Raw genomic sequence first — 23925 nt, 5'->3', positions numbered from 1 at the left:
GCGGGCGGTGGCTACATGTCGTAAGTGAAGGACTTGACGTAGCCGCGTCCACCGACGGGTTTGCCTGCTCCCGTTTTGCTCAAAGGCACCCGCACGTCGGCCGGGTTATCGCGTCCATCCTCAGCCGCGCTGTCAACCCGGATCTCGTAGCCGGCATCAATCAGGCTGTCTGCCAGTTCGACCGTCACCTTGAGGGTTTTGCCGCTGCCGACGCTCGCTCCGCTGACCCCGTCAAATTCGCGCGCATTCAAGCCGCTACCGCGTGCCCAGTCACTCAGGTGCTTGTAATACTTCGTTTTCTTTCCAGCTATCCAAAGCGTTTTCTTGTATTTGCCGGCGCCATCCGTGACATACACCGCCAGGTACGCGCCGTTGCCGGCGTAGTTCTTCAGTTGCGCAGTGAGTACGACGGGACGCGCTTGGACGAAACTTGGCAACGCCAATGCACCTGCAAGGCAGGCGTAGACGGTCATGTTTTTCATTTTTTTTCCCCTTGGGATGTAGGACTTGCGGGCCGGCTGACGGGAGCCAGCGGTACAGGGCCGAGGTAGTCGGAGGTATCGCCGTCATTGCCGAAGTTCACCGCCAGGCTGCGCATGCGCAGCGACGCCGGCGAGTACTTGGCCTTGATTTTATTGCCGTTGCGATCAATGGCCCTGAGTTCGTAGCAGCCATCATCGATCTTGATGCGCTGGACTATCCAGCCGCGCTGTTCGGCTTCCCGTTGCAATTGCTCGCGAGGTTTCCAGTCACCGATGGGATCCGTGCAATTGACCTCTGCACTGGCCACGCCGCTGAAAACCAGGGCAGACAGCACCATGCATGTGCGTGCTAGGAACATCGCTTGCTCTCCTTGTAACCACCTGAGCATGGCAGTTCATGCTGACATCATACTTAGCTGCCCGGCCTCGCACGATGAAAAATCCGGCTATTCGCGGGTCTACCATCGTGAGATCAATTTTTTTGCAAAAACATGCACACAATGTGCCGCCGCGCTTGTTTCCTGGCCATATAAGACCTATTGTCTGGCGGCAAGAGCGACGGAAGAGTCATCAAATGACAATCATTAAGTAGCTGAAGCGGCAATGTGCTGACGCAAATACTGGCCGATCCTGCGCACTCTGAGCGTACACTTGCATATCATCAGATGGCCTTGATAAACAGTGCCAGCGCGGCCACTGTGGAAACAATCGCAAACGTTTTTTGCAGTTGCTGCGCCGGCAACCTGGAGGCGAGCATCCGGCCACCCGTCATGCCCGCCAGGGAACCAAGGGCGAAAGGCAGGGCAATGGCCCATTGCAAATGACCGGACGCTGTACTGGCGACGACGCCTGCAAGCGATACCAGCGCAATGACCGCCAGCGAGGTGGCGACGATGGATTGCATCGTCAAATCCGTGTAGCGTTGCAATGCCGGTACCATCACGAAGCCTCCGCCCACACCCAGCAAGCCGGACAAGACGCCCGCAAGCACTCCCGCCAGGGCCAGCGCCCTGGCGCAAGGGGCCGTCCAATGTAATTTTCCGCGCCTGGCGTCGAGTTGGCAGGGCGGCATGCGTTGCGCTTTCCCTGCAGTGTCGGCAGTGTCGGCGGGGCCGGCGGTGGCGCGCAGGTAGACGCGCAGGGAAACGTAAAGCAGCACGAGGGAAAACAGGATCGCCAGGGGCCGGTTCGGACTGCGCTGTGCCAGCCACAAGCCGAAAGGGGAGCAGATGATGCCCGCGCCAGCGATGAGCATGGCCGCCTTGTAGCGTACCGTCCCGTTCTTCAGGCCCATCACCGCGCCCAGGGCCGCCGCCAGGCCGACCGCCAGCAAGCCGATCGGGCCAGCCTGCGCCATGCTCAAGCCGGCGCCAAACACCAGCAAGGGTACGGCAAGGATGCCGCCACCGGCACCGGTCAGCGCGAGGATAATGCCGACTGTAAAGCCGAGCAGCACGATGACGGTCATGCTCGGTCCTTGATGTAGACAATCGCAGTCATCGATCGGCCACTTCAGGTTGCGCCAGCCATTCGCGCCCCTTCAGCATGCCCCGCCAATACAGCGGCGGCAGGATGCGCTCCTTGAGCAGCCAGGCCAGACGCGAGGGCCGCGTGCCGTCGATGAGCCAGGCCGGAAAGCTGGGCGCAAGCTTGCCGCCATAGGTAAATTCCGCCAGCACGATCTTGCCGCGCTCGACAGTCAGCGGGCAGGAGCCGTAACCGTCGTAATGGGCGCTGCCCGCCGCCTTGCCCATTGCGGCCAGCACATTGTGGGCCACGACGGGCCCCTGTTTGCGCGCCGCCGCTGCCGTTTTGGCGTTGCTCGTGTTGGCGACATCGCCCAGCGCATGAATATTGCCCCACACCTTATGCTGCAACGTCGCGGGATCGACGTCCAGCCACCCTGCGGCGTCGGCCAGGGCGCTGACACGAATGAAGTCCGGCGCCACCTGGGGTGGCACGACGTGCAGCAGATCGAACGGGCGTTCAAGCAGTTGCTGCTTGCCGTCGGTGCCTGTGCCACTGAAGGTGGCCATCCTGGCGGGCCCGTTCACGCTGACCAGCGTCTGGCCGAAATTGAGATCAACGGCGTAAGCATCTATGTATTCCATCAGCGCCGGCACGTAATCGGCCACGCCGAACAGCACGGCGCCAGCACTGCAGAATTCGACCTTTATCTGCTCCAGCACGCCATGGCGCTTCCAGTGATCGGCAGACAGGTACATCGCTTTTTGTGGCGCACCGGCGCATTTGATCGGCATCGGCGGCTGGGTGAAAATTGCCCGGCCGGCGCGCAGTTCCTGTACCAGTTGCCAGGTGTACGGCGCAAGATGGTACAGATAGTTGGAGGTGACGCCATTGCGCCCCAAGGTCTCGTGCAAGCCGTCGATCGCATGCCAGTCTAGCTTCAGGCCGGGACAAATGACCAGTTGTTCATACCGCACGATTCTGCAGCCATCGAGAATGACGGCGTTGCGCTCGGGTTCAAATGCCGCCACGGCGGACTTGATCCAGTGTGCGCCACGGGGAATGGTCGATGCCATGGTATGCGCAGTTTGCGGGGCATCGAAGACACCGGCCCCAACCAGGGTCCAGCCGGGCTGGTAGTAATGCACGTCGGCAGGGTCGATGATGGCGACGTCGAGATCGGGGCAGCGCGCCAACAGGCTCGATGCGGTGGCGATGCCGGCGGCGCCGCCGCCGATGATGACCACGGCGTGCGCCACTTCGGCGACATCCAGCGGCGTGCGGCCATGATTGAGGATGCGCCGCACTACGCCTTGCATATCGAAGCCTGCCTTTTTCGCCGCCTCGATGATGTGTGGAAGCGTCTGTTGATTCGCCTGCGACAGTGCCCACATCGTGGTCGAGCGCATGCCCGTCCGGCAATACGCGAGTACCGGCTTCGGTAGCTGAGCCATCAGTTCGCCAAAGGCGATGCCCTGTTCATCGCTAACCTTGCCCGGCTCGGCCGGCAGGTAATGGGCGCGCATGCCCAATGCCACGGCCGCCCGCTCGATCTCGGCAAACAATGGCTGGTCGCCGCCCTCGCCATCGGGACGATTGCAGATGATCGTTTGATAGCCCGCCTCCTTGAGCGCGGCAAGCTCGTGCGGCAGGATTTGCGCCGATACGGACAGCCCCGGCGCCAGTGGATGAATGTGCATATTGTTTTCGCTTCAGTCTGTGCTGTCTGTTTCAGACGGCGTTGAGCGGTATTTTCAGATAGCGTATGCCGTTCGCCTCAGGCTCAGGCAAATGCCCGGCGCGCATATTGACTTGCACCGATGGCAGTATCAGGGTCGGCATGTCCAGTGAGGCATCGCGCCTGGTACGCATGGCAACAAACTCTTCTTCGCTGATACCGTTGCGGACATGGATATTGCCGGTGCGCTCCTCGCCGACAGTACAGACATAGCGTACGTCGCGGCCGCCCGGCTGGTAGTCGTGACACATATAGAGCAGGGTGTTTTCCGGCAAGCTCAGTACTTTGTTGATGGAGTGGAAGAGGGTGCGCGCATCGCCACCGGGAAAATCGCAGCGTGCCGTGCCATAGTCAGGCATGAACAGCGTATCGCCGACAAAGGCGGCGCTGTGCCCAGCGCCGCTGACGACATAAGTCATGCAGGCCGGTGTATGGCCCGGCGTGTGCAGGGCGCGGCAGTGCAGCGCGCCGACGGCAAACATCTCGTCATCGGCAAACAGATGATCGAACTGGCTGCCGTCGCGCGCCATGTCGTCGCCGGCGTGAAACAGCGTGCCGAAAACCTGCTGCACCGTGGCGATATGCTGTCCGATGCCGATCTTGCCGCCCACTTTATCCTTCAGGTAGGGCGCGGCCGTCAAATGATCCGCGTGCACATGGGTTTCCAGTATCCATTCGACCTCGGCATCCAAGGCCGCAACGCGGGCAAGCAGGCGGTCGGCCGAGGCAGTGCTGGTGCGGCCCGACTTCGGGTCATAGTCCAGCACGCTATCGATCAATGCGCAACGGCGCGTCGCCGGATCGAGCACCAGATAGCTGACGGTGCTGGTGGCCGGGTCGAAGAAACCCTCTATCTGCGGTAGCGTGTTGCTCATGATGCGACTCTCTCCTGAATATGCAAACCTGGCGTGCCTGCGGTTCAGCAGGTAACGCAAGACCTGTGCCAGTACGCAAGGAGGCTAGCCATGTTTCGCAAATGCCTGATTTCATTCATTTTTACCGCCAGTGGCGCCGTATCGCAGACATGCGCTGTCCCTGTTTGGCACTGCCGCTGGCACTGCCACTTGACGCATTGGCAGTGCTGCGACAGTATGGTCATACAATGAGGAGCCAACATGCCAACGTCACCTGTCATACACATCAAACCGTCCCCCGGCGAGCCTATGATGCAATCCCTGGTCTCGTTCCTGGAACACGAGATGCAACCGATGATCGTGCTCGATCCCGCATACAACATCCTGGCCGCAAACGTGGCTTACCGGCGACAATTTGGCAGCATCGAGCAGTCGGTGATCGGACAAAAGTGCTATCGCATCTCGCATCATTACGATGCCCCTTGCGACCAGGCCGGTGAACATTGCCCCATGAAGAAGGCGCAGGAACTGCGCGGACCTGACCGTGTGCTGCACATACACCATACGCCGCGCGGGCCTGAACACGTCGCCGTCGAACTGCGTCCCATCTTCGATGCCGGCGGCACCATCACCGCCTATGTCGAGCGGCTGGAAGTGGTGCGCAGCGCTTCGGCCAAGCCGAGCGAGGAAGGTCTGGTTGGCTGCTCTGCCGCGTTTAACCGGGTGCTGGCCGCATTGCAGCGGGTCGCGCCCTCGATGCTGTCGGTGCTGCTGCTAGGGGAGTCAGGAACTGGCAAGGAACTGTTTGCACGCGCCGTCCATGAAACCAGCGACCGGGCTGCAGGGCCATTCGTCGTCGTCGATTGCTCGGGCCTGACTGAAACGCTGTTTGAAAGTGAATTGTTCGGACACGAAAAGGGCGCCTTTACAGGCGCGACCTCGCGCAAGCCGGGGCTGGTCGACACGGCGCAGGGCGGCACCCTGTTCCTCGATGAAATCGGCGACGTGCCGCTTTCCATGCAAGTCAAGCTGCTGCGCCTGATTGAGTCGGGCACTTTCCGGCGCGTCGGCAGTGTCGAGACCCAACACGCGAATTTCCGCCTGGTCGCCGCCACCCATAAATCGCTGGAAACCATGATGGCGCGGGGTGAATTCCGGCAAGACCTGTATTACCGTATCAGCGCCTTTCCCATTGCCCTGCCGCCGCTACGCCAGCGGCCGGAAGACATTGCGCTGCTGGTGCAGTCCTTTCTGCGCCGCGCGGCAGGGGGCAAGCGCACGCTGACGATAGACGCGGAAGCCATGGCGCAGCTGCAGCAGCGCGCATGGCCGGGCAATATCCGCGAGCTGCGCAACGTGCTGGAAAGGGCCAGCCTGTATGCCGATGACGGCGTGATCCGCGTCGAGCAGCTATTGGCGGCACCGGTGGAGCAGGGCGCCGCGCCAGGCATGCCGCCGAGCGCTGTTGGCGCGCCGTTGGCCGAGGTGCACGCCAGCTTTGGCGGAACGCGCAAGGAACTGGCAGCATACCTGGGCATCAGCGAACGCACCTTGTACCGCCGCCTGAAAGCGCTGGGCATCGCCTAGCACGACGAAAAGACAAGGTCGCGCGCACTGTCATACGCTTGCTGCCAGCGTGGCAGTGTGGCAGTGCCGCGAAGCGACTGGCAGCGTATCGCCGCTGGTCGCCTCGCCCTAAGTCCCTGTTTTATCGCCTTTATTTACTTTGCATCTTGCTGGCATGAAATATGCGTCTATCAAACATGACGGGAACCACAAACGTGGCTGTTTAGCGTTTTTTCATCGCAACGATTAACCATAGAGGAGCAAGACCATGAACGCGAATGTCGGCAATACCGATCGGGCCATCCGCATACTGTTGGGCTTGGGCCTGATCGCCGCCACACTGGCTGGTGCCATCGGCGTATGGGGCTGGCTAGGCGTGATCCCCTTGGCGACAGGCATTTTCCGCTTCTGTCCCGCGTATTTGCCGTTTGGCATACGTACCTGTGCGGCGAAAAAATAAAGCAGAGAACGGAGACGGAAACATGACGATGCAAGCAAGCGGCTACCGCGCATTGACGCAATCGGTAACACAACAACTGGCGACCCTGCGCACGGATATTCCCGACGTGATGAAAGGCTTCGGCGATCTGGCGCGGGCGGCCACGCGCGATGGGGCGCTGGACAGGAAAACCAAGGAATTCATCGCGCTCGCCCTGGGCATCGCGGCCCATTGCGATGCCTGCATAGGATTTCATGTCCAGGCGCTGGTGAAACTGGGCGCCAGCCGGGCGGAATTCGAGGAAACCCTGGGCATGGCCATCTATATGGGCGGCGGGCCGTCGGCAATGTACTGCGCCAATGCCTTGGCGGCGTTCGACGAATTTTCCAACGCCGCTTGAATAGCTGTAAGTTGGCAAGGCATGTACATCACATCAGACTTGGAGAAGTAACGTGGAGATAGACTGGAATAATTTTACGCCCTGGGCCTCGTTGGCTGGAGGGATGCTGATCGGCTTGTCGGCTGCGGCGTTTGTCCTGTTGAATGGTCGTATTGCCGGCATTAGCGGCATTCTTGGCGGCCTGCTGGAATGGCCGAAAGGCGACGTCGCCTGGCGCCTGGCCTTCCTTGCCGGCCTGGTGGGCGCGCCCTTGGTCTATGGCGCAGTGGTGACGCTGCCAGCAGTACGGGTAGACGCTGATATCCCCACCTTGATCGTTGCCGGCCTGCTCGTTGGAGCGGGGACGCGCTACGGTTCAGGCTGTACCAGCGGACATGGCGTGTGTGGCTTGTCCCGCCTGTCGCCACGCTCACTGGTGGCCACCGTCGCATTCATGGCAGCCGGCTTCGCCACTGTCTTTGTGGTCCGCCACGTCATCGCTTAAGGTAAAGCTCATGAAAAATATAGTTGCGGGCCTGGTCGGCCTGGTCTTTGGTATCGGACTGATCGTCTCAGGGATGACGGATCCATCGAAAGTGCTTGCTTTCCTCGATCTCGCTGGTCATTGGGATCCCTCGCTGGGCCTCGTCATGGGCGGCGCGATAGGCGTGGGCTTCGTGGCATTCCGTTTCGCGTCGCGCAGGGAGCGCAGCCTGTTGGGCGATGCGATGCGCTTGCCGACTTCTACGCAAATCGACCGGCGCCTGGTCCTCGGTGGCCTGGCCTTTGGTGCCGGCTGGGGACTGGCTGGCTATTGTCCCGGTCCGGTGCTGGCGTCGCTCGCGGCGGGAGGGGTGAAGCCGCTCATTCTCTTCGTCGCCATGCTCGCCGGCATGGGGATTTTCACTGTTGCAGAGCGATTAGGTTCTCGATAGAAAACGCGGGATGCCAGATACGAAGCGAGCCGGCAACGCCCTGATGTAAAAGTATCGGGTAATGTCTGGTGGATTGATCCGCCAGGGCGATGACAGGGAACAGCGCCTGGATCAGGCTGGCGCCGCTCAACATTTGTTCGGTCGCAACAGCACTGTGGCGACCAGGCCGCCTTCGGGGGCGTTGTATAAGGTGAGCGTGCCGCCTTGTTTCTCAATGGCTTCGCGCGCGATGGATAATCCGAGGCCCACGCCACCACTGGCTTTGTTACGCGACGACTCCAGGCGGTAGAACGGCTGCATGACGGCGCTCAGTTCGGCGGCCGGAATGCCTGGGCCCTGGTCGTGGATCGTGATGGACAGTCCGGATGGGTGCATGGCACACTCAACCTTCGTCATTCCGCCGTAACGCAGCGCATTTTCCATCAAATTGGCCAGGGCGCGCCGCAATGCGATCGGCTGGGCCAGAATGGGTGCGACTACGCCTGCGCATTCGATGGCGTGTCCCTGCTCCTGATAATCTTCAACCATTGAACTCACCAGGGCTTGCACATCGAGCATGGCCGGGACCTCGACGGCCGCTTCGCCGCGCAGATACTCCAGTGTGGCGTCGAGCATGGCGGCCATCTCGGTGGCATCGGCGTGCAGTTGGGCGCGCACATTGGGCTCGGCCAACTGTTCGACGCGCAGCCGTATACGCGTCAGCGGGGTGCGCAGGTCGTGCGAAACGGCGGCGAGAAAGTGGCCGCGGGCAGCCAGTTGCTGGCGCAGATCGGATTGCATGCGGTTGAAAGCGCGCGCCGCCAACTGCGCCTCGACAGGGCCGCTTTCCGTCAGGGCCGAGCGGTTCACGTCGTTGCCGAGCTCAACTGCGGCGACCGCCAATTGCTGGATCGGACGTGCGATGCTGCGCGCGCCCAGCCAGGCGGCTGTGGCCAGTGCCAACAACTCCGTGACGAGTCCAATGACCACGCCGCCCACCGGCGGCTGCGGGTGGCAGCGAGCCGTGTCGTGATAGAGCATGAAAAACAGGCCAAAGCCGATGGCGTGACTAGCCACGATGGCGCTGACTGCCAAGGCGAACAGGCGAGAGAACAGCGTGTCTACGAACTTGAACCTCATGCTTCGAATGCCACGTCGAGCAGATAACCCTCGCCGCGGATGGTGCGCAACAGTGGCTTGGCCGTGCTGTCGGTTTCGAGTTTCTGGCGCAGCCGAGACACCAGCAAGTCGATGGTTCGGTCGTACGCCTCCATGCTGCGCCCGCGCGCCGCACTCAACAGATAGCTACGGCTGAGGACACTTTGCGGCTTCTCGATGAACGCAGACAACAGCCGGAATTCACCGTAGGACAGGGGGATCAGCAACTGCGCGGGCGAGGTCAGTTCGCGAGTGGCGCGGTTCAGCCGCCAGCCACCGAAGCAGATGTCGTTGGCCGGCGGCGGCCTCCGCTCTAGCGTCGGCGGCGCTCCCACGCCGCGGCCACGAATGCGCCGCAAGATTGTGTGCAGTCGCGCCACCAGTTCGCGCGGGTCGAACGGTTTAATCACGTAATCGTCGGCGCCAGCCTCCAGTCCGGCCACCTTGTCGCCGCGTTCGCCCCGCGCCGTGAGCATAAGTATGGGAATATCAGACAGGAAGCGGATGCTGTGACACAGAGACAGTCCATCTTCACCCGGCAACATCAAATCCAAGATGATGATGTCGAAGCGCTGCCGGGCAAGAGACGAGCGCATCGCGGTGCCGTCATGGACCGCTTGGGCGCGGATGCCGAAATCACCCAGATAGGCGACTAGCAGGGTACAGATATCGGGATCATCGTCGACGATGAGCACTTCGGCAGTTGTTGGCATGGTCTACTTGAAACAGGAACGAAACGGCAAGCGGGAACAGTTTAACTGATTCCTACCACTGTAGTATCAGGCCTGTGTCGCAATGGCGGACTGTGGTGGTTCGGCGAAGGATGCCGCGCCTTTCACGTAGGAATCGACAGCGACCTTGATTTTTGCGTTGGCAGCGGCTTCGGGATGCTTGTTGAGATAGGCGTTGGTTTCCTTGTAGTCCGCGCGCTCCTGCTCGGTGACATCGCCGTTTTCGTTCTTGTCTTCAGCTTCGTAAGTCTTGCTGGAATTCGCCGTGGCGGTGAGGCTGGCGTCATTGCTGACGGCCGACGCGTCGGCCGCTCCGGCCTGTTTGGTACCGCCAGCATTGGCAGTGTCGGTGCTGCCGGTCTCAGTCTTAGCGGCGCGTCCATCGACAGCCGACGTGTCTACGCGCGAGGCGTCGTACTGGCTCTGCAGCGTGTTCGACAACGCTGCCGCGCCGTTCGGCGCCTTACTGGCGGTCGCGCCAGCGACTTCCGCATTGGCACCCTGCGGCGGCTCGCTTAACGGCGCGGCGATCTTTTGCTCTGCCGAACTCGCCGCGCTGGTGGCGTCTTTTTTGCTTTGCGTAGGGATAAATCCCGCACCGCCGCTGACTGCTGATATTCCTGCCATACGATCTCTCCTGTTGGTGCGGCAGAACTTTGTTGTTCATGCCTTGCATAGGTAAACGGCAGGAATCCGCGAAACTATTGAACAGCTTTGTAGCATGTTTGTATCATTTGAAATAAAAGGGAGTTGTTCACTGGCTCTGTCGCGTGGTCGACGCGGTGAATCGAGCCAGCGCGAGACGAATGACGACGATGCAGGCTGGCGCGCAAAGAAAAATGTGCGTCTTTGCTGCAAGCAAATCGGTGCGGATCGCATGGTGACGTTGACCTACAGAGAAAACATGCTGGAATTGATGGGGAGGAGGGACGTGATATGGCAAATTTTGATGATAATTCACTGCGGATACTTGAACAGATCCAGGATGAGTTTCGCAATCAATACTGGATTATTCGGAATTCCAGGCGGACAAACTGGCGGGCGGTCAACCGTACCAGAATGCTTGGTGATTTCATGTACATGCTAGGGGTGCCAAAATGGGCTGTGCAGCAGGCTCGATATTGTCTGCGTTTACGTATTTGTGAACGATGTTTTAAGGACGAGTTTAGGTGTCATAAAATTTGTGAGCGAGCAAAACGTGGAGACTTTGATTTATAGATTTTTGCGGTAATTTAAGTTAGATACCCATGTTGCTTTTTTTTAGTATCATCTAAAAACCATGCGCATATGGCGAGAATTCCTATCTTTTATAGATTATATGTATCGATAAAGTAGTAAACTGATTGTTTTCTGATGGCCATCCCATGGCATCGGCAACCGAAGATCAGCAAGAGATTAGGAGACGTAGGTGACTGTCGAGACTTGTTTTGGATTCGTATGTTTTATCCCGCTCGATGCCAGTGGACAGAAGTTTTTCGGGTTCTCGGAATTCCTCGCGGCCCTTGCCCTAATGGTGCTCGCATGGACCATTGCGGACGTTCGCTATCAATTCCGAGTCCGGACAGCACCCATACCTCTCCAGAGTGTGACGTTCTCTGTTGTAGCCGGAGTAGGGGTTCTTACCCTTCTTACCGATCTCTGGCGTGCGGAGCAATGGCTGGTGCCACACGGGACATTGCTTACGCCAGCGTCATGGCAAGCACTTCTTGGCGCACTGTTTCTCTTAACATTTCTTGCTTGGGCATGGTTCGCGTTCATTCAGCCTTCAACATATAGCAGATTTAACGCCGAACGATATGCGAAAACACTGTATCACTTTGTTCTTAAGGGATCTTCAAATGATTTGGCGGTAATCGCCGACGAATTGACCTACTCGGTTAAATCTATTGTGCATCATGCGTGCGATTCCATCACACTTAGTAGATACCGCTCACAATCGGACGAAAAAAAGAGGATTCCACCAAAGGTGGCGAGGTATGCGAATGATCTTTTGTTATTGATTGCAGACAAAAGACTGTGTAGGGTTATTGTCGAATCGTCACCTGGGACGTTGATGGCCATATTTCAGGAAATGAGTTTTGCGGAAAAGTACGATATTCAATTGGGTATTTTTGCGAGAAACATCGTTAACGAGGCAATTTTGAATAAAAACTCCTTTCTATTTCACGAAGCAGAGGGATACGAATCGGGTCTAATGGGTTACCATAAACCACTTAGCCAAGCGATGTTTTCGAATTATCACATGATCGAGGTAGTCGACACCATGCTAGATCCAGCGTTCCCAAGCAGCTCGAAGTGGGACGCTTCACAATGGGGAGCTTACAGCAGGATTGTGCTAATGGCTTTCCGCAGTTTTGTCGAAGCAGGGTCTGTTGGGCACTCTTTTACCCTGTATCGAGCCATGAAGAATATCGAGAATGTTGGCGCTGAAATCTACAAACTAAACGGAGTGCCGAATATTTCCTGGGATAACGACGCTATGGCGCAGTTGCGTGTCGTCGTAGATTTTATTAATGATGCGGTTAATATTCTAGAGGAGAAAGATGTTCCTGATCGCCGATATTTACGCGTTAGAGGGAACCAGCCATATAACGAGAGTCTTTACGATCATCTCGCGAGTATGATTTTTGAGGTAGTACTTGCGGCTTCTTCGGTTGCAACTCCCGTTTGGGAGTGCTGGTTAGTCCAACACAACACCGTCTGGACTAATATCTTCGGTTCGACCAGGCTAGCTAATCATGCTGGACGGATAGTGCAATTTAAGGCTCGCAGGCTTCTCTATGAAGAAATCTTGAGAATGAATAAATTTGCAAACTTTCAAGGAGCAAGAATTCTGGGATTCTGTCTTAACGTAATGGGCTTGAAGGAGAGGAATGACAATCAAGGAAAATCGAGTCGCGCTCTTCAAAAAGTAGTCCTTGCATGGACCAAAAAATACTATATTGAGCTTCACAACTATAACTTTAGGGTAGGTGAAGCATGTCTGATGGGAGGGATAACTTACGATCCGGACCACAAGAGAATTGTTAAAACATATCTGGCCGAAGGGTTGAGACGTGAACCGCAATATGTCTATCTTGAACTCGATCCTGTAGCGCCGAATAGTGGCACGCCGCCGTAGATATTGCTTGGATTGATGTGAATGTGAACGCGCCAGTCGATGGTATTTTGATCGAATTGACTGGCTATCTGGATAACTAGAAGTACTGCTAACCTCCGCCCTCAATTTGACATAATATAAATTATGCGAAGTTATGGATGAATTTGAAAAAACCGCCATTTGGCCAACTCCCCAATCGCAAATGCGATTTTCCCCATCTGGGCGCCGCGGTCGCCGCTGCTTACATGAAATACGGCTTGTCCCCGTCCGTGTTCGGTTTGTTTACGCCCAGGTTGGCGTGCTGGTGCAAGTGTGGCGCTTCGATGATGCTGGCGATCAGGTCTGCCACGCTCCTGCGCGACACTACGGTACCTTTGAATGGCGCGTGGCGCGTCGTCAGTTCGTAGTCGACTTCGTCTTCGTCCGTCATCCAGGCTGGACGCACGATGGTGTATGCCAGGCCCGACGCCTCGATGGCGTCGGCGGCGCGGCGGAATGGTTTCAGGTGTTCCGCCAGCCTGGCGTTGTTCCACTCGCCGAATTTGCCGGGCACTTCATCGTAGATGCCCATCGATAGCACGAAAACCAGGCGCTCGACACCGGAAGCCCGCATGGCGGCAATGATGCTGTTGGCCTGATCTTCCATGTCGTCGCCCACCAGATTGGCGTAGACCAGGTCGTGTCCGGGCATCATTTGCCGCAGCATTGATTGGTCCAGTACGTCGCCAGGCAGCACGGTACCGTTGGACGGGACTGGCGTGGGCAGCTTGCCGGGATTGCGCAACAACAGCGTCAAGGCGATGTTGTCACGGCCCGCGAAGGTGCGGATGACCCACTGCGCTACCTGTCCGCCTGCGCCCAGTATCAATATCTTTTTCATCATCTCGCTTTCGTCAGGGTACGCTGCCATGCAGGAAGTTACAGGTTTTCTTTGAGGAAAGGAACACGGTGCGCTTGAAAAAGCAAAAACCGGTGATGCGTGCCGGCCCAGCGTTTTGTATCGCCGTCGCCGCCGCAAGACTTGCCTGGCGTCCACCTCCCTTCCCCGCCCTGCTCCCGGCACCATACCAGCACACGGCAAAATTGAAACTGGTATGGCCCGCAACGCTTGATTGATGGGCTAATGCCGAAACTGGTATTGTTGGCTTGCGCAAAGAATAAAACCAGTTGACTACCACCTGCAATGCTTGCACTCTGAAAAATCGGACGGTGTCCAGCCGGCCGGCCATGAAAAAAATAGACAAGGAGATGCAAGTGAACCGGACAGTCATGAATACCCTCATCCTTACCCTCTTCGGCTGTACGCTGGCCGCCTGTGGTGGCAGCGGCGACGGATCTGGCGCAGGCGCGAGCCAGCTGCTGGCCGGCGCAACCACAGCAGTGGCCTGCTACATGCCGTGGAATAGCGGCACCGCCTACAACGGTGGCGGCAAGGCCAGCTACAACAACGTCAATTACACGGCCAACTGGTGGACGCAAGGCAATAACCCGTCGACCAGCAGCGGCGGCGCCGGCAGTGGCCAGCCCTGGACGGCAGTGGGAGACTGCGGCACGCCGACTCCTACCCCGACGCCCACCCCAACACCTACGCCGACTCCCACCCCGACGCCAACGCCGACACCGACACCGACACCGACACCAACGCCGACACCGACACCAACGCCCACGGGATTGGCAAAGCACGCGCTGATCGGCTACTGGCACAATTTCACCAACCCCAGCGGCGCCACCTATCCGATCAGCCAGGTCAGCGATGACTGGGATGTGATCGTCGTCTCGTTCGGCGACAACGCGGGCGGCGGCAATGTCAGCCTGACCATCGATCCGGGCGCGGGCACGGAGGCGCAGTTCATCGCCGACGTGGCCGCCAAGCGGGCGAAAGGCAAGAAAGTCATCCTGTCGCTGGGCGGGCAAAACGGCTCCGTTTCCGTCGGCAACACGGCCGAGGCGACGAATTTCACCAACAGCCTGTACGCCATTATCACGAAATACGGTTTCGACGGCATCGACCTTGACCTGGAAAATGGCGTGGCGCAAGGCGCGGCTATCCAGACCTATTTGCCGATCGCCGTGAAAAACCTGAAAACCAAGGTTGGCAACGGCTTTTACCTGTCGATGGCGCCGGAATGGGTGTATGTGGAAGGGGGATACACGAGCTATGGCAGCATCTGGGGCGCCTATATTCCCATCATCAACGCTTTGCGCTCCGAGTTGACGGTGCTGCATCCGCAGTATTACAACAATGGCGATATCTATACACCCTACGCCACGGGGGCCATCAAGGCCGGCTCGGCAGACCAGTTGGTGGCCACGGCACGCATGCTGATCGAAGGGTTTAATTATGGCGGCAACACCTTCGCCGGCCTGCGCCCGGATCAGGTGGGCTTTGGCGTGCCATCGGGCCGCAGCTCGGCCGGCTCGGGCTTTACGACGAATGCCGACGTCAGCAACGCCCTGAATTGCCTGACGCGCCTGCTCAACTGCGGCACCATCAAGCCGCAGCAGGCCTACCCGGACTTCCGCGGCGTGATGACGTGGTCGATCAACTGGGACCGCCACGATGGTTATAACTTCTCCGTGCCAACCAAGACGGTGCTGAAGACCCTGCCGTAGCAGCCCTGGCCCGACTGCGCATGGGAGCCACGATGCTCACATGCGCAGCAGCGCGGCTCCCAGCAAACGCATGTGCAGCGCCATGCCCTCGCGCAGCGCCTCACCTCCCCCTTGCGTGTGCTTGATGCCATCCATGGTGGCTACCAGCAAGCCGGCCACTTGCGCAGCAGTCGCGTCCGCTCGGCGCAGAGCGATATCGCCCGCCGCTTCGGCTTGCTCCAGTGCGCCGGCCAGCGATGCCACCAGCGTAGCCCGCGCGGTCAAGGTGATGTCGGCAGCCAGGGTCATATTGGCATCGAACAATTCCTGTCCATGGGCACTGGCCGAAATTTCCGCCATCAAGCCTAGCTGGAATGCCAGCAGCGCCGCTTCAATGCGCGTGAAGACGGGGCCGGGCTCGGCCAGCGCCTCGGCCACTTGCGCCATGACGGTGGCATGGGCCCGTTCGGAGCCGGCGCGAAACACGTCCTCCTTGTTCTTGAAGTGCAGGTACAGCGCGGCGCGCGACATATCCGCCGCCTGCGCGATGTCGAGCATGGACGTCTTGCGATAGCCGTAGCGGCAAAACACGGCCAGCGCCGCATCGAGTATCCGTTGGATTTTGAGAGTGTGGAGTGACATGCGGGCATGTTGACAGTTTGAATATATAGTGTCAACATGACTTATAGACAAAAACCGTCAAAGTGTCATTTACCGTCAAGAACAGGAACGCAATGAGTCATTTCAATGCCGCACTCACTGAAGAACAGCAGATGGAATTGCTGCGCCAAACGGAACGCAGCCGTTTGCGCGCCCTCGTGGCCGCCGACACGGAAGCGGCGCGCGCTCTGCACGCCGCTGACTTCCAACTCGTCACGCCCCTCGGCAGCATGCTGTCACGGGAACAATATCTGGGCGCCATCGCCTCCGGCCAGATGCGCTATGTGAGCTGGGTGCCGGAAGCGATCAGCGTGCGCCTGTACGGCACGGCCGCCGTCCTGCGTTACCAAGCGCAACTGGAGATCGTCTTCGCTAGCCACCCCGTGCCGCGCGCCCGCTACTGGCATATGGATAGCTATGAATGGCGCGATGGGCGCTGGCAAGCTGTCTGGTCTCAGGCGACGGCAATACGCTGACTTGTTCAAGTGCGGCACCACCACGCCGCTGCGGCCTTAGCCGTGCACGCGCAGAGCAATGTCCTGGTCAATCGGCTGGGGTAGCGGCGACAATGACTATTTTTCCGGGCCGGCGCGGCATGTCCTGAACCGGCGTCATGATGGCCAAGCGCTCGCGCACCGTTCGTGGCGCTAGCGCGGCCCGGCCTCGCAGGGCGTCGCTGGTGCCCCGGAAAGCGCGCTTCGCGCCCGCCGCTATTGCCGCCCGCGTGGCTTTGCCCTATTCTGCTGCTCTTATGGCAATTCCTGGGGCCGTCACATTCATGTCCACACTACGCTGCGCCATCGATGGCCTGCGAACCTGCCTGTCCGCGCGACGATTGTGCGTGGCCGGGCTGGCTGCGCTATTTGAATTCGCCCTGTTTTCCCTGTCCTGGGAGGACCCGTTAAGCTACCTGGTCATGGCGGTTTTCCTGCCGGCGCTGGCGGCGCTGCTGGCCTATGGATTGTTCGAGCGCTGGCCGCGCCGGCTGCCCGCCTGGCTGGCGCATTGGGTCTTGCAGGTGCTTGGCGTGGCCCTGGCGATCGTGCTGACCCTGGCCAGTCTGTATTTGCTCAATACCCAGGCCGGTGCGCCGCCGTTCTGGCAGGTGCCGGAGAGGCTGCAGAGTTACGTCGCGCTTAGTTTCCTGGGCCTGTTGCTCGGGCCATGGACAGCGATGGCTGCCCTGCTGCGCCAGCGCGACGCCTGCGTGCGCGAGGCCGAGCGCAGGCGCGGCGAACTGGAGCGCCAGGCCCACGATGCACGCGTGTGGCTGCTGCAGGCCCAGGTCCAGCCGCATTTTTTGTTCAATACGCTGGCCAGCCTGCAAGCGCTGCTCGATGCGGGGTCCAGCCATGCGGCGCCCGTCCTGGCGCACCTGGTGACCTATCTGCGGGCTGCCGTGCCGCGCCTGAACGAGTCGGCCACGCGCCTGGAGCAGGAACTGGAGATGGTGAACGCCTATCTGGTGCTGATGCAGCTGCGCATGCCTGACCGTCTGCAGTTCTCGATCACCGTCGCGCCAGGCTGCGAAAGACTGCAATGCCCGCCCATGACCCTGATGACCCTGGTCGAGAATGCGGTGCGCCATGGTATCGATCCCGGCATGAACGGCGGGCGCATCGACGTACGCATCAGCGAGCTCAGTGGCCGCTGCCATATCGAGGTGAGCGATACCGGAGTAGGCCTGCAAGCGGGCAGCCCCGGCCTCGGCACGGGACTGGGTAGCCTGCGCGAACGGTTGGCACTGATGTTTGGCGGCGAAGCGGCCTTGCGCATCAGCGAACTGGCTCCCCACGGTTTCCGTGTTTCCATAGAGTGCCCTGCATGGTCATGACACTGACTGCCCTCATTGCCGACGATGAACCTTTGCTGCGGGCCAACCTGCGGCGCCAGTTGGCCGAGTGCTGGCCGGAGCTGCTGGTGGTGGCCGAAGCGCGCAACGGACCGGAGGCGCTCGCGCTGTTCGAACGGCACCAGCCGGCGGTCTGCTTCCTCGACGTGCACATGCCGGGCCTGTCCGGCGTCGACGTGGCCAGCCAGATCGGCCGCCGCGCCCACCTGGTCTTTGTCACCGCTTACGACCAGTACGCAGTGCGGGCCTTCGAGCAGGGCGCGCTCGACTACCTCGTCAAGCCAGTGCAACTGGGCCGCCTCGCCGGGACCGTGACGCGCGTGCGCGAACGCGCGGCGGCGGCCCTGCCAGGCGTGGCCAGCGAAACGTTGTTGCAGCAACTGGCAAGCTACCTGCAGGCCAAGCAGGCACCAGCGCAGGCGCCGCTGCGCTGGCTGCGCGCCTCCGTAGGACAGGCCGTGCGGCTGATACCAGTCGATGACGTCGACTATTTGAAATCCGACGACAAGTACACGCTGGTTGCGTGGCGCGATGGCGGCAAGCCTACAGAGGCACTGCTGCGCAACACCCTCAAGGAATTGCTGGTACAGCTTGATGCAGAACAGTTCCAGCAGATCCACCGGACCGAGGTCGTCAACCTGCATGCCGTTCGCCAGGTTGTGCGCGGCGCCCACGAAACGGGCGAACTGACATTGAAACACCGGCCGGAAGTGCTGCCGGTCAGCCGCACCTTCCTCCACCTGTTCAAGGCGGAATAGACCTCGGGCGCGCCAAGGCCCGCGTCACTCGTCGTGTTCGGGCGCGCTTCGCCACCCCGTGCGCGTGACGCGTCGGATCGGGCTTGCCGCAGCGCCCCCGTTTGCCGACACTGCGCGCTCAGGTCCTGCATGGGCCGCTAATTGCCAATCCGATAAAGGTAAACCGATGAAGCAGAACATTTCCGCCGCCACCACGCTGCACGCAATCCCCATGGACGACACCGCTGCCATGCATGACAACGCCGCCACGACGGGACGTTTGCTGGGCCTGGGCCTGCTCTGCTGCTCACCTTCGGCCTGGGCATCGGCTCGAATTTCCAACTGCAGGCACAGGTGTTCGCCGCGCCAGGCTTCCTGTTGCGGGCAGCCGGCATGCCGCTACAGGTGGGGCTGATCGTACTGCTCGGGCTGCTCACGGCCTTGATCGGGCTGGCCATCGCGGCAGCCCTGCGCGGCCTGTATGGCGAACAGCACCCCCTGCTGAGCCGCTGCTACGTGGCGCTGCTAGCGGCGGTGCTGGCGACCAGCCTGTTCGAAGGGACGCTGGTGCTGGCGATGCGCAGCCTGAGTGTCGCCTTCCTCGCTTCTGGCGCAGACGGTCATGCCTATGAGCCGGCGCGCGCCCTGCTGGCGGGCCTGCGCAACGGCGTGCACTTTCCCGACAAGCTGCTGGGCGGAATGGGCGTGGCCCTGATGTACCTGCTGTTGTACCGCGCTCGGGCGATTCCGCCCCTGCTGGCCCTGGCCGGCATGCTGGCTGGCGTGCTGCAGTGGATCGCCGTGGCGCGCGAACTGTTTGGCCTGGACGTCATGCACTCCTTGCTGTTGCCCTTGGGCCTGGTCTATCCGCTCACTGGCCTGTGGCTATTGCTGCGGGGTTTGGCGCCGCGGCAATGACATACGGATTATCAATAGTTTGCCACTATTGATTCAGTTGGAATATTTTACTTCCTTTTGTAAATGAGAATCGTTACTATCTAAATCAAGGATAAGCGCATTCTACAGAAAGGAGCATCCCTTGTTCACCGCCATCAAAACATTCAGCCAGGTTGGCACGCATATGTCGATCGCCTTCGGCCTCGCCTATTTGCTGACGGGTTCGCTGGCACTCGGTGGCTTGGCCGCCATCCTCGAACCGATCATCAACGTGGCCCTGTTGCCGCAGCACGAGAAAGCCTGGCACGCGATTCGCCGCCGCCACGCCGCCAGCCGTCTGGGGTTTGCCGCGCTGGCTGGCGAAAAGCTCAGCCAGACGGCCTTGCACATGGGCGTGGCCTTCGGCGTCATGTACTGGGCCACGGGCTCCATGGCCTTCGGCGGCTTGCTGGCCGTGGTCGAGCCGATCTGCAATGTGATCTTGCTGCCCTTCCATGACCGGCTGTGGGAAAAAGCCCGTTTCCGCCTGGAAAACCGGCACGCGGCCCTCCCCGCCGCCCTGTAATCCACCCTTCTTAATGACCGGCCCATACGGGCGGGCAACGCTGCCCCCATGGTGCCGCCCGCTCCAACTGACCCGCCAGGCGCAGCAGCGTTCCATCCTGACCATAGCCCGCCATGAACTGCATGCCGATCGGCATGCCATCCTCCGACATGGCCAGCGGCACGGACATGGCCGGCAGTCCTGCCACGTTTGCCAGCGGCGTGTAGGGCGAGTGCTCGAACAGGCGCGCCGTCCAGCCCAGCCCATCGAGCTTGTCCTGGTCCTCGCCGTAGCGCCCCAGCGCCCATGGCAAGTCCGGCATGGTGGGAGTGAGCAGCACGTCGTACTGGCCAAACAAAGCGCCGGCCTGTCGCGTGACGCTATTGCGCACGTCGAGCGCGGCGACGAAATCAACTGCCGAGACCGTTTTGCCATGGCGGTAGCAGGCCAGGGTCGCCGGTTCCAGGGTATCGAGCGACACGCCGCGCCCGCTTTCCTGCGCCAGGGCGTCTATCCACGGCACCAGGTTGGCGCACCAGATGCTGGCATTCGCGTGCACGAACGCTTGCCACGACACGCCCAGCGACCCCTGCACGTCTTCCACATGGTGGCCCAGGCTCTCCAGCAGGCGTACGCTGGCGTCCAGCGCGGCATCGATAGAGGGCACGGGATGGGCGCCATTGAAGGCCATGCGCTGCACGGCGATGCGCAGCCGTCCCGGTTCCCGGCTGACCTGCGATAGCCAGCTGTGGCCAGGCGCGGCCGTCACATACGCTTCACCCGCCATCACGCCCTGCACGCAATCGAGCAAGGCGGCGCTGTCGCGCACCGTGCGGCTCACGCCCAGTTGCACGCCCAGGCCGCTGAATATCTCGTCCATGGCGGGGCCGTTCGACACCCGGCCACGGCTGGGCTTGAAGCCGAACAGGCCCGTCGAGGCGGCCGGCACGCGGATGGAACCGGCCGCGTCCGTCGCATGGGCAAGCGGCACGATGCCGGCCGCCACGGCTGCGGCCGCGCCGCCGCTGGAGCCGCCCGCGCTCATGCTGACGTTCCAGGGATTGCGCGTGGCGCCGTACAGCACGGGCTCGGTGGTGGTGGCAAAGGCCATTTCCGGCGTGCTGGTGCGGCCAAACGTTAGCAACCCCGCCTGGCGGAACTGCGTCATCAGGTGGGAGTCCAGGGCGGCCACATGGCCGGCGCCCAGGCGGCTGCCCGCTTCGCTGCGCTGGCCCGCCATCGTGACGGCGATGTCCTTGATCAAAAACGGCACGCCGGCGAACGGCGCGGCACCGTCCACCTGCGACAAATCGACTGGCCACAGTTCGACCACCGCGTTGAGTTGGGGGTTGACGGCGGCGCAAGCGCGCACGGCTGCATCGTGCAATTCGGCGGCCGAGACGGCGCCAGTACGCAGCAACTGGGCCAGTCCTAGACCATCAAAGCTTGAATATTCATGGAGTTGCATCATTTAGTTCCTGTAAAATTTGAAGAGTGGAAATCACAGGAACTACTGTAGGGCTTGCGCTATCATAGTGGAAATGAATAGTTGATATACAAGGTATAGCCATGAACAATTTGCATAAGCTGGATCTACATAAGCTGGACTTGAACCTGCTGCTGACCCTGAACGCGCTGCTGATTGAACGCAACGTCACGCGGGCGGCGGCGCGGCTGCACCTGAGCCAGCCGTCCGTCAGCGTGCAGTTGGGCAAGCTGCGCGCGGCCTTCGACGATCCGCTGCTGTTGCCCGGCCCGCGCGGCATGTTGCCCACGGCGCGCGCGCTGGCCTTGCTGGCGCCCCTGCAAGCCGTGCTGGCCCAGTTGGAGCAAGTCTTGCAGCCGGAATCGGCGTTCGATCCAGGCACGGCCGAGGTGCGCTGGAATCTGGCGGCGGCCGACGCCACCGAATATGCGATCCTGCTGCCTATGCTACCTGCCCTGCGCGCGCAGGCGCCCTTGTCGCGCATGGCCGTGTTCGAAGCCGTGCCGGCGCGCATGGCGCAAGACCTGGAAAGCGGCCAGGTCGACCTGGGTTTCTTGGCGCAGGAAGAAGCGCCGGCCGGCTTGCGCCACCGCACGCTGTTCACCGAACACTACGTGCTGGCGGCGCGCCACGACCATCCGCTGCTGCAATCGCCGCCCGACCTCGACCAGTTCTGCGCGCTGGAATTCATCGTCGTCTCACCGAATGGCGGCGGTTTCCGCAGCAATGTCGATACGGCAATCGAACAACGGGGACGAGCGCGCAAAGTGGTGTTGTCCGTGCCGCATTTTCTCATCGTGCCGCACTTGCTGGCGGCGTCCGATATGGTGGCCCTGATGCCATCGCGCCTGCTGAAGAACGCCCTGGGCGCGCTGCGTACGTGGGAGCCGCCGATCCGCTTGCCCGATTACGAAATGGCGATGGTCTGGCACGAGCGCATGCACCTGGACCCGGCGCACCGCTGGCTGCGCGAGCGGATCATGGCCAGCTTGTAGGCTGCCACACATGAGTTTCCACTGTAAATGATCAGCACGCCACTGCCGTCACCTGGTATTTAGGGGCCTGTGTATGCCAGCAAACAGAAGAATGTGGCGTTGGCGGCAATGATGGTGCACACACCCCCATCACAAGGAAAAGCCATGTCCGACATTCCACGCCCGCCCCTGCCCTACGAGCCACGCTACGAGTTTGAAGAGGAAGGCGAGCAGGAGACTTGCGCGCAGTTGCTGCAGACCCTGCATGGCATTTCCGCCACCACCTGTGCCGACTCGGGCCATGCCACGCGCAGCGTGCATGCGAAAAGCCATGGCTTGCTGCGCGCCCGCCTGCAGGTGCTCGATGGCCTGGCGCCCGAACTGGCGCAAGGCCTGTTCGCCACGCCGGGCAGTTACGATGTAGTCATGCGCATCTCCACTATCCCCGGCGACATGCTCGACGACAAGGTGTCCGTGCCGCGCGGCATGGCCATCAAGGTGATCGGCGTGCCGGGCATGCAGCTGTCCAGCCTGCAACCGGACGATGGCACGGAGCCCGCCAGCACGCAGGATTTCGTGCTCGTCAACGGCCCTGCCTTCCTGGCGCCCAGCGCGAAAAAGTTCCTCGGCAGCTTGAAGCTGTTGGCCAGCACCACGGATAAAGTACCGCGCCTGAAGCAGGCGCTGTCGAGCGTACTGCAAGGGGCGGAAAAGGCGCTCGAAGCCGTGGGCGGCGAAAGCGGCACCCTGAAAAGCCTGGGCGGCCATCCGCAAACCCATGTGCTGGGCGAAACCTACTACAGCCAGGCGCCCGTTTTGTATGGCACTTACATGGCCAAGGTGGCGCTGGTGCCCGTGTCGCCGGAACTTGCCGCCCTGAAAGCTGCGCCCGTCGACCTGGACGGCAAGCCCAACGGCTTGCGCGACGCCGTCGTCGCCTACTTTGCCCGCCATGCGGCCACCTGGGAAGTGCGCGTCCAGCTGTGCCGCGACATCGACAGCATGCCACTGGAAGACGCTTCCGTCGCCTGGCCGGAAGAAGACAGCCCGTATCTGCCCGTGGCGCGCATCACGGCCCAGCCACAGGCGGGCTGGAGCGAAGCCTTGTCGCGCGCGGTCGATGACGGCATGGCGTTCAGCCCCTGGCATGGCGTGCTGGCGCACCGCCCCCTCGGTTCCATTATGCGCGTGCGCAAGGCCGCTTACGCGATGTCGGCCCGCTTCCGCTTCGAGCGCACGGGCAGCATCGCCCGTGAACCGCGCAATCTCGACGATTTCCCTGTCAGATAGGGCACCATGCATAGCGACGAGCCCACCCAATCCGACACCTGGCTGGGCAAGCTGGGGCCGGGCCT

At 60.8% G+C, this 23925-nt stretch carries 26 protein-coding genes and 1 pseudogene; 15 read left to right on the top strand and 12 right to left on the bottom strand.

The annotated features are described in order from the left end of the window. Nucleotides 1-11: 11 nt before the first annotated feature. The 5 genes from K0F85_RS08710 to K0F85_RS08690 all read right to left on the bottom strand — a co-directional run bounded on the left by K0F85_RS08710 (nucleotide 12) and on the right by K0F85_RS08690 (nucleotide 4562). Nucleotides 12-482, bottom strand: a complete 471-nt coding sequence (locus K0F85_RS08710; protein WP_219115660.1) for a DUF2271 domain-containing protein — start codon at nucleotides 480-482, stop codon at nucleotides 12-14. Beyond that, nucleotides 479-820 carry a PepSY domain-containing protein gene (locus K0F85_RS08705; RefSeq protein ID WP_257572626.1) on the bottom strand — a complete coding sequence of 114 codons (342 nt, stop codon included), beginning with the start codon at nucleotides 818-820 and terminating at the stop codon, nucleotides 479-481. The genes K0F85_RS08710 and K0F85_RS08705 overlap by 4 nt, the downstream gene beginning before the upstream one ends. Before the next feature lie 323 nt (nucleotides 821-1143). Then, nucleotides 1144-1950 carry a sulfite exporter TauE/SafE family protein gene (locus K0F85_RS08700; protein WP_219115659.1) on the bottom strand — a complete coding sequence of 269 codons (807 nt, stop codon included), beginning with the start codon at nucleotides 1948-1950 and terminating at the stop codon, nucleotides 1144-1146. Between the two features lie 28 nt (nucleotides 1951-1978). After that, nucleotides 1979-3649: a bifunctional protein tyrosine phosphatase family protein/NAD(P)/FAD-dependent oxidoreductase gene (locus K0F85_RS08695; protein WP_219115658.1), complete on the bottom strand. Its 1671-nt coding sequence runs from the start codon at nucleotides 3647-3649 to the stop codon at nucleotides 1979-1981. 31 nt (nucleotides 3650-3680) lie between these two features. Then, nucleotides 3681-4562 carry an MBL fold metallo-hydrolase gene (locus tag K0F85_RS08690; protein WP_219115657.1) on the bottom strand — a complete coding sequence of 294 codons (882 nt, stop codon included), beginning with the start codon at nucleotides 4560-4562 and terminating at the stop codon, nucleotides 3681-3683. A gap of 240 nt (nucleotides 4563-4802) precedes the next feature. Here K0F85_RS08690 and K0F85_RS08685 point away from each other — a divergent pair, with 240 nt between their 5' ends. The 5 genes from K0F85_RS08685 (at nucleotide 4803) to K0F85_RS08665 (ending at nucleotide 7860) form a co-directional block, all read left to right on the top strand. Continuing rightward, nucleotides 4803-6128, top strand: a complete 1326-nt coding sequence (locus K0F85_RS08685; protein WP_374198659.1) for a sigma-54 interaction domain-containing protein — start codon at nucleotides 4803-4805, stop codon at nucleotides 6126-6128. A 247-nt stretch (nucleotides 6129-6375) separates the two neighbouring features. Next, nucleotides 6376-6567, top strand: coding sequence for a DUF2892 domain-containing protein (locus K0F85_RS08680; RefSeq protein WP_219115655.1), 192 nt, complete (start codon nucleotides 6376-6378; stop codon nucleotides 6565-6567). Between the two features lie 28 nt (nucleotides 6568-6595). Further along, nucleotides 6596-6946 carry a carboxymuconolactone decarboxylase family protein gene (locus tag K0F85_RS08675; protein ID WP_219116036.1) on the top strand — a complete coding sequence of 117 codons (351 nt, stop codon included), beginning with the start codon at nucleotides 6596-6598 and terminating at the stop codon, nucleotides 6944-6946. A gap of 52 nt (nucleotides 6947-6998) precedes the next feature. Next, nucleotides 6999-7430: a YeeE/YedE family protein gene (locus K0F85_RS08670; RefSeq protein ID WP_219115654.1), complete on the top strand. Its 432-nt coding sequence runs from the start codon at nucleotides 6999-7001 to the stop codon at nucleotides 7428-7430. A gap of 10 nt (nucleotides 7431-7440) precedes the next feature. Then, the gene (locus tag K0F85_RS08665) at nucleotides 7441-7860 is read left to right on the top strand and encodes a DUF6691 family protein (RefSeq protein ID WP_219115653.1); all 420 of its coding nucleotides are present in this window, start codon (nucleotides 7441-7443) and stop codon (nucleotides 7858-7860) included. A 126-nt stretch (nucleotides 7861-7986) separates the two neighbouring features. Here K0F85_RS08665 and K0F85_RS08660 read toward each other — a convergent pair whose 3' ends face one another. The 3 genes from K0F85_RS08660 to K0F85_RS08650 all read right to left on the bottom strand — a co-directional run bounded on the left by K0F85_RS08660 (nucleotide 7987) and on the right by K0F85_RS08650 (nucleotide 10355). Beyond that, nucleotides 7987-8979 (bottom strand): HAMP domain-containing sensor histidine kinase, encoded by a 993-nt coding sequence (locus K0F85_RS08660; protein WP_219115652.1) that lies wholly within the window; start codon nucleotides 8977-8979, stop codon nucleotides 7987-7989. After that, entirely contained in the window at nucleotides 8976-9710 is a 735-nt protein-coding gene (locus K0F85_RS08655) for a response regulator (protein WP_219115651.1), read from the bottom strand. Before K0F85_RS08655 ends, K0F85_RS08660 begins: the two co-directional genes overlap by 4 nt. A gap of 66 nt (nucleotides 9711-9776) precedes the next feature. Then, entirely contained in the window at nucleotides 9777-10355 is a 579-nt protein-coding gene (locus tag K0F85_RS08650) for a hypothetical protein (protein WP_219115650.1), read from the bottom strand. A gap of 94 nt (nucleotides 10356-10449) precedes the next feature. Here K0F85_RS08650 and K0F85_RS28635 point away from each other — a divergent pair. Then, a pseudogene (locus K0F85_RS28635) lies at nucleotides 10450-10641 on the top strand (hypothetical protein); the annotation flags it as partial. 495 nt (nucleotides 10642-11136) lie between these two features. Continuing rightward, nucleotides 11137-12849 carry a hypothetical protein gene (locus K0F85_RS08645; RefSeq protein ID WP_219115649.1) on the top strand — a complete coding sequence of 571 codons (1713 nt, stop codon included), beginning with the start codon at nucleotides 11137-11139 and terminating at the stop codon, nucleotides 12847-12849. A gap of 220 nt (nucleotides 12850-13069) precedes the next feature. Here K0F85_RS08645 and K0F85_RS08640 read toward each other — a convergent pair whose 3' ends face one another. Together K0F85_RS08640 and K0F85_RS08635 are read right to left on the bottom strand one after the other, a co-directional pair. Then, nucleotides 13070-13711 (bottom strand): SDR family oxidoreductase, encoded by a 642-nt coding sequence (locus K0F85_RS08640; protein WP_257572624.1) that lies wholly within the window; start codon nucleotides 13709-13711, stop codon nucleotides 13070-13072. 10 nt (nucleotides 13712-13721) lie between these two features. After that, nucleotides 13722-14099: a hypothetical protein gene (locus tag K0F85_RS08635; protein WP_219115648.1), complete on the bottom strand. Its 378-nt coding sequence runs from the start codon at nucleotides 14097-14099 to the stop codon at nucleotides 13722-13724. On the opposite strand from K0F85_RS08635, the gene K0F85_RS08630 reads away from it, so the two are divergent. After that, nucleotides 14098-15441, top strand: coding sequence for a chitinase (locus K0F85_RS08630; protein ID WP_257572623.1), 1344 nt, complete (start codon nucleotides 14098-14100; stop codon nucleotides 15439-15441). The genes K0F85_RS08635 and K0F85_RS08630 overlap by 2 nt on opposite strands. A gap of 36 nt (nucleotides 15442-15477) precedes the next feature. Here K0F85_RS08630 and K0F85_RS08625 read toward each other — a convergent pair whose 3' ends face one another. Further along, nucleotides 15478-16062 carry a TetR family transcriptional regulator gene (locus K0F85_RS08625; RefSeq protein ID WP_219115647.1) on the bottom strand — a complete coding sequence of 195 codons (585 nt, stop codon included), beginning with the start codon at nucleotides 16060-16062 and terminating at the stop codon, nucleotides 15478-15480. 92 nt (nucleotides 16063-16154) lie between these two features. On the opposite strand from K0F85_RS08625, the gene K0F85_RS08620 reads away from it, so the two are divergent. The 5 genes from K0F85_RS08620 (at nucleotide 16155) to K0F85_RS08600 (ending at nucleotide 20131) form a co-directional block, all read left to right on the top strand. Beyond that, nucleotides 16155-16556, top strand: a complete 402-nt coding sequence (locus K0F85_RS08620; RefSeq protein WP_219115646.1) for a nuclear transport factor 2 family protein — start codon at nucleotides 16155-16157, stop codon at nucleotides 16554-16556. Nucleotides 16557-16858: 302 nt separating this feature from the next. Beyond that, a complete protein-coding gene (locus tag K0F85_RS08615) occupies nucleotides 16859-17914 on the top strand; it encodes a sensor histidine kinase (protein ID WP_219115645.1) in 1056 nt (351 codons plus the stop codon). Further along, complete coding sequence (locus tag K0F85_RS08610; RefSeq protein ID WP_257572622.1) at nucleotides 17911-18690, top strand: LytTR family DNA-binding domain-containing protein; 780 nt, start codon at nucleotides 17911-17913, stop codon at nucleotides 18688-18690. The genes K0F85_RS08615 and K0F85_RS08610 overlap by 4 nt, the downstream gene beginning before the upstream one ends. A 279-nt stretch (nucleotides 18691-18969) precedes the next feature. Next, the gene (locus K0F85_RS08605; protein ID WP_219116033.1) at nucleotides 18970-19587 is read left to right on the top strand and encodes a DUF4386 family protein; all 618 of its coding nucleotides are present in this window, start codon (nucleotides 18970-18972) and stop codon (nucleotides 19585-19587) included. 121 nt (nucleotides 19588-19708) lie between these two features. Continuing rightward, the gene (locus tag K0F85_RS08600) at nucleotides 19709-20131 is read left to right on the top strand and encodes a DUF2061 domain-containing protein (protein WP_219115643.1); all 423 of its coding nucleotides are present in this window, start codon (nucleotides 19709-19711) and stop codon (nucleotides 20129-20131) included. A gap of 10 nt (nucleotides 20132-20141) precedes the next feature. On the opposite strand, the gene K0F85_RS08595 is transcribed toward K0F85_RS08600, so the two are convergent. Continuing rightward, entirely contained in the window at nucleotides 20142-21581 is a 1440-nt protein-coding gene (locus K0F85_RS08595) for an amidase (RefSeq protein WP_374198658.1), read from the bottom strand. A 98-nt stretch (nucleotides 21582-21679) separates the two neighbouring features. On the opposite strand from K0F85_RS08595, the gene K0F85_RS08590 reads away from it, so the two are divergent. Further along, entirely contained in the window at nucleotides 21680-22591 is a 912-nt protein-coding gene (locus K0F85_RS08590) for a LysR family transcriptional regulator (RefSeq protein ID WP_374198657.1), read from the top strand. Nucleotides 22592-22735: 144 nt separating this feature from the next. Beyond that, nucleotides 22736-23860 carry a catalase family protein gene (locus K0F85_RS08585; protein WP_219115642.1) on the top strand — a complete coding sequence of 375 codons (1125 nt, stop codon included), beginning with the start codon at nucleotides 22736-22738 and terminating at the stop codon, nucleotides 23858-23860. Nucleotides 23861-23925 lie beyond the last annotated feature (65 nt).

The organism is Janthinobacterium sp. UMAB-56 (assembly GCF_900095265.1).
Taxonomy (GTDB): Bacteria; Pseudomonadota; Gammaproteobacteria; order Burkholderiales; family Burkholderiaceae_D; genus Janthinobacterium.
The sequence above is the reverse complement of the archived record's forward strand: the minus strand, read 5'-3'. Positions and strand labels throughout refer to the sequence as shown.

Coding starts and splice junctions, on each gene's coding strand:
- K0F85_RS08620 (WP_219115646.1), top strand. CDS start 16,155: ATGAGTCATTTCAATGCCGCACTCACTGAAGAACAGCAGATGGAATTG.
- K0F85_RS08685 (WP_374198659.1), top strand. CDS start 4,803: ATGCCAACGTCACCTGTCATACACATCAAACCGTCCCCCGGCGAGCCT.
- K0F85_RS08690 (WP_219115657.1), bottom strand. CDS start 4,562: ATGAGCAACACGCTACCGCAGATAGAGGGTTTCTTCGACCCGGCCACC.
- K0F85_RS08625 (WP_219115647.1), bottom strand. CDS start 16,062: ATGTCACTCCACACTCTCAAAATCCAACGGATACTCGATGCGGCGCTG.
- K0F85_RS08705 (WP_257572626.1), bottom strand. CDS start 820: ATGGTGCTGTCTGCCCTGGTTTTCAGCGGCGTGGCCAGTGCAGAGGTC.
- K0F85_RS08695 (WP_219115658.1), bottom strand. CDS start 3,649: ATGCACATTCATCCACTGGCGCCGGGGCTGTCCGTATCGGCGCAAATC.
- K0F85_RS08630 (WP_257572623.1), top strand. CDS start 14,098: ATGAATACCCTCATCCTTACCCTCTTCGGCTGTACGCTGGCCGCCTGT.
- K0F85_RS08585 (WP_219115642.1), top strand. CDS start 22,736: ATGTCCGACATTCCACGCCCGCCCCTGCCCTACGAGCCACGCTACGAG.
- K0F85_RS08650 (WP_219115650.1), bottom strand. CDS start 10,355: ATGGCAGGAATATCAGCAGTCAGCGGCGGTGCGGGATTTATCCCTACG.
- K0F85_RS08655 (WP_219115651.1), bottom strand. CDS start 9,710: ATGCCAACAACTGCCGAAGTGCTCATCGTCGACGATGATCCCGATATC.
- K0F85_RS08635 (WP_219115648.1), bottom strand. CDS start 14,099: ATGACTGTCCGGTTCACTTGCATCTCCTTGTCTATTTTTTTCATGGCC.
- K0F85_RS08665 (WP_219115653.1), top strand. CDS start 7,441: ATGAAAAATATAGTTGCGGGCCTGGTCGGCCTGGTCTTTGGTATCGGA.
- K0F85_RS08610 (WP_257572622.1), top strand. CDS start 17,911: ATGACACTGACTGCCCTCATTGCCGACGATGAACCTTTGCTGCGGGCC.
- K0F85_RS08590 (WP_374198657.1), top strand. CDS start 21,680: ATGAACAATTTGCATAAGCTGGATCTACATAAGCTGGACTTGAACCTG.
- K0F85_RS08700 (WP_219115659.1), bottom strand. CDS start 1,950: ATGACCGTCATCGTGCTGCTCGGCTTTACAGTCGGCATTATCCTCGCG.
- K0F85_RS08615 (WP_219115645.1), top strand. CDS start 16,859: ATGTCCACACTACGCTGCGCCATCGATGGCCTGCGAACCTGCCTGTCC.
- K0F85_RS08595 (WP_374198658.1), bottom strand. CDS start 21,581: ATGATGCAACTCCATGAATATTCAAGCTTTGATGGTCTAGGACTGGCC.
- K0F85_RS08660 (WP_219115652.1), bottom strand. CDS start 8,979: ATGAGGTTCAAGTTCGTAGACACGCTGTTCTCTCGCCTGTTCGCCTTG.
- K0F85_RS08640 (WP_257572624.1), bottom strand. CDS start 13,711: ATGATGAAAAAGATATTGATACTGGGCGCAGGCGGACAGGTAGCGCAG.
- K0F85_RS08710 (WP_219115660.1), bottom strand. CDS start 482: ATGAAAAACATGACCGTCTACGCCTGCCTTGCAGGTGCATTGGCGTTG.
- K0F85_RS08675 (WP_219116036.1), top strand. CDS start 6,596: ATGCAAGCAAGCGGCTACCGCGCATTGACGCAATCGGTAACACAACAA.
- K0F85_RS08680 (WP_219115655.1), top strand. CDS start 6,376: ATGAACGCGAATGTCGGCAATACCGATCGGGCCATCCGCATACTGTTG.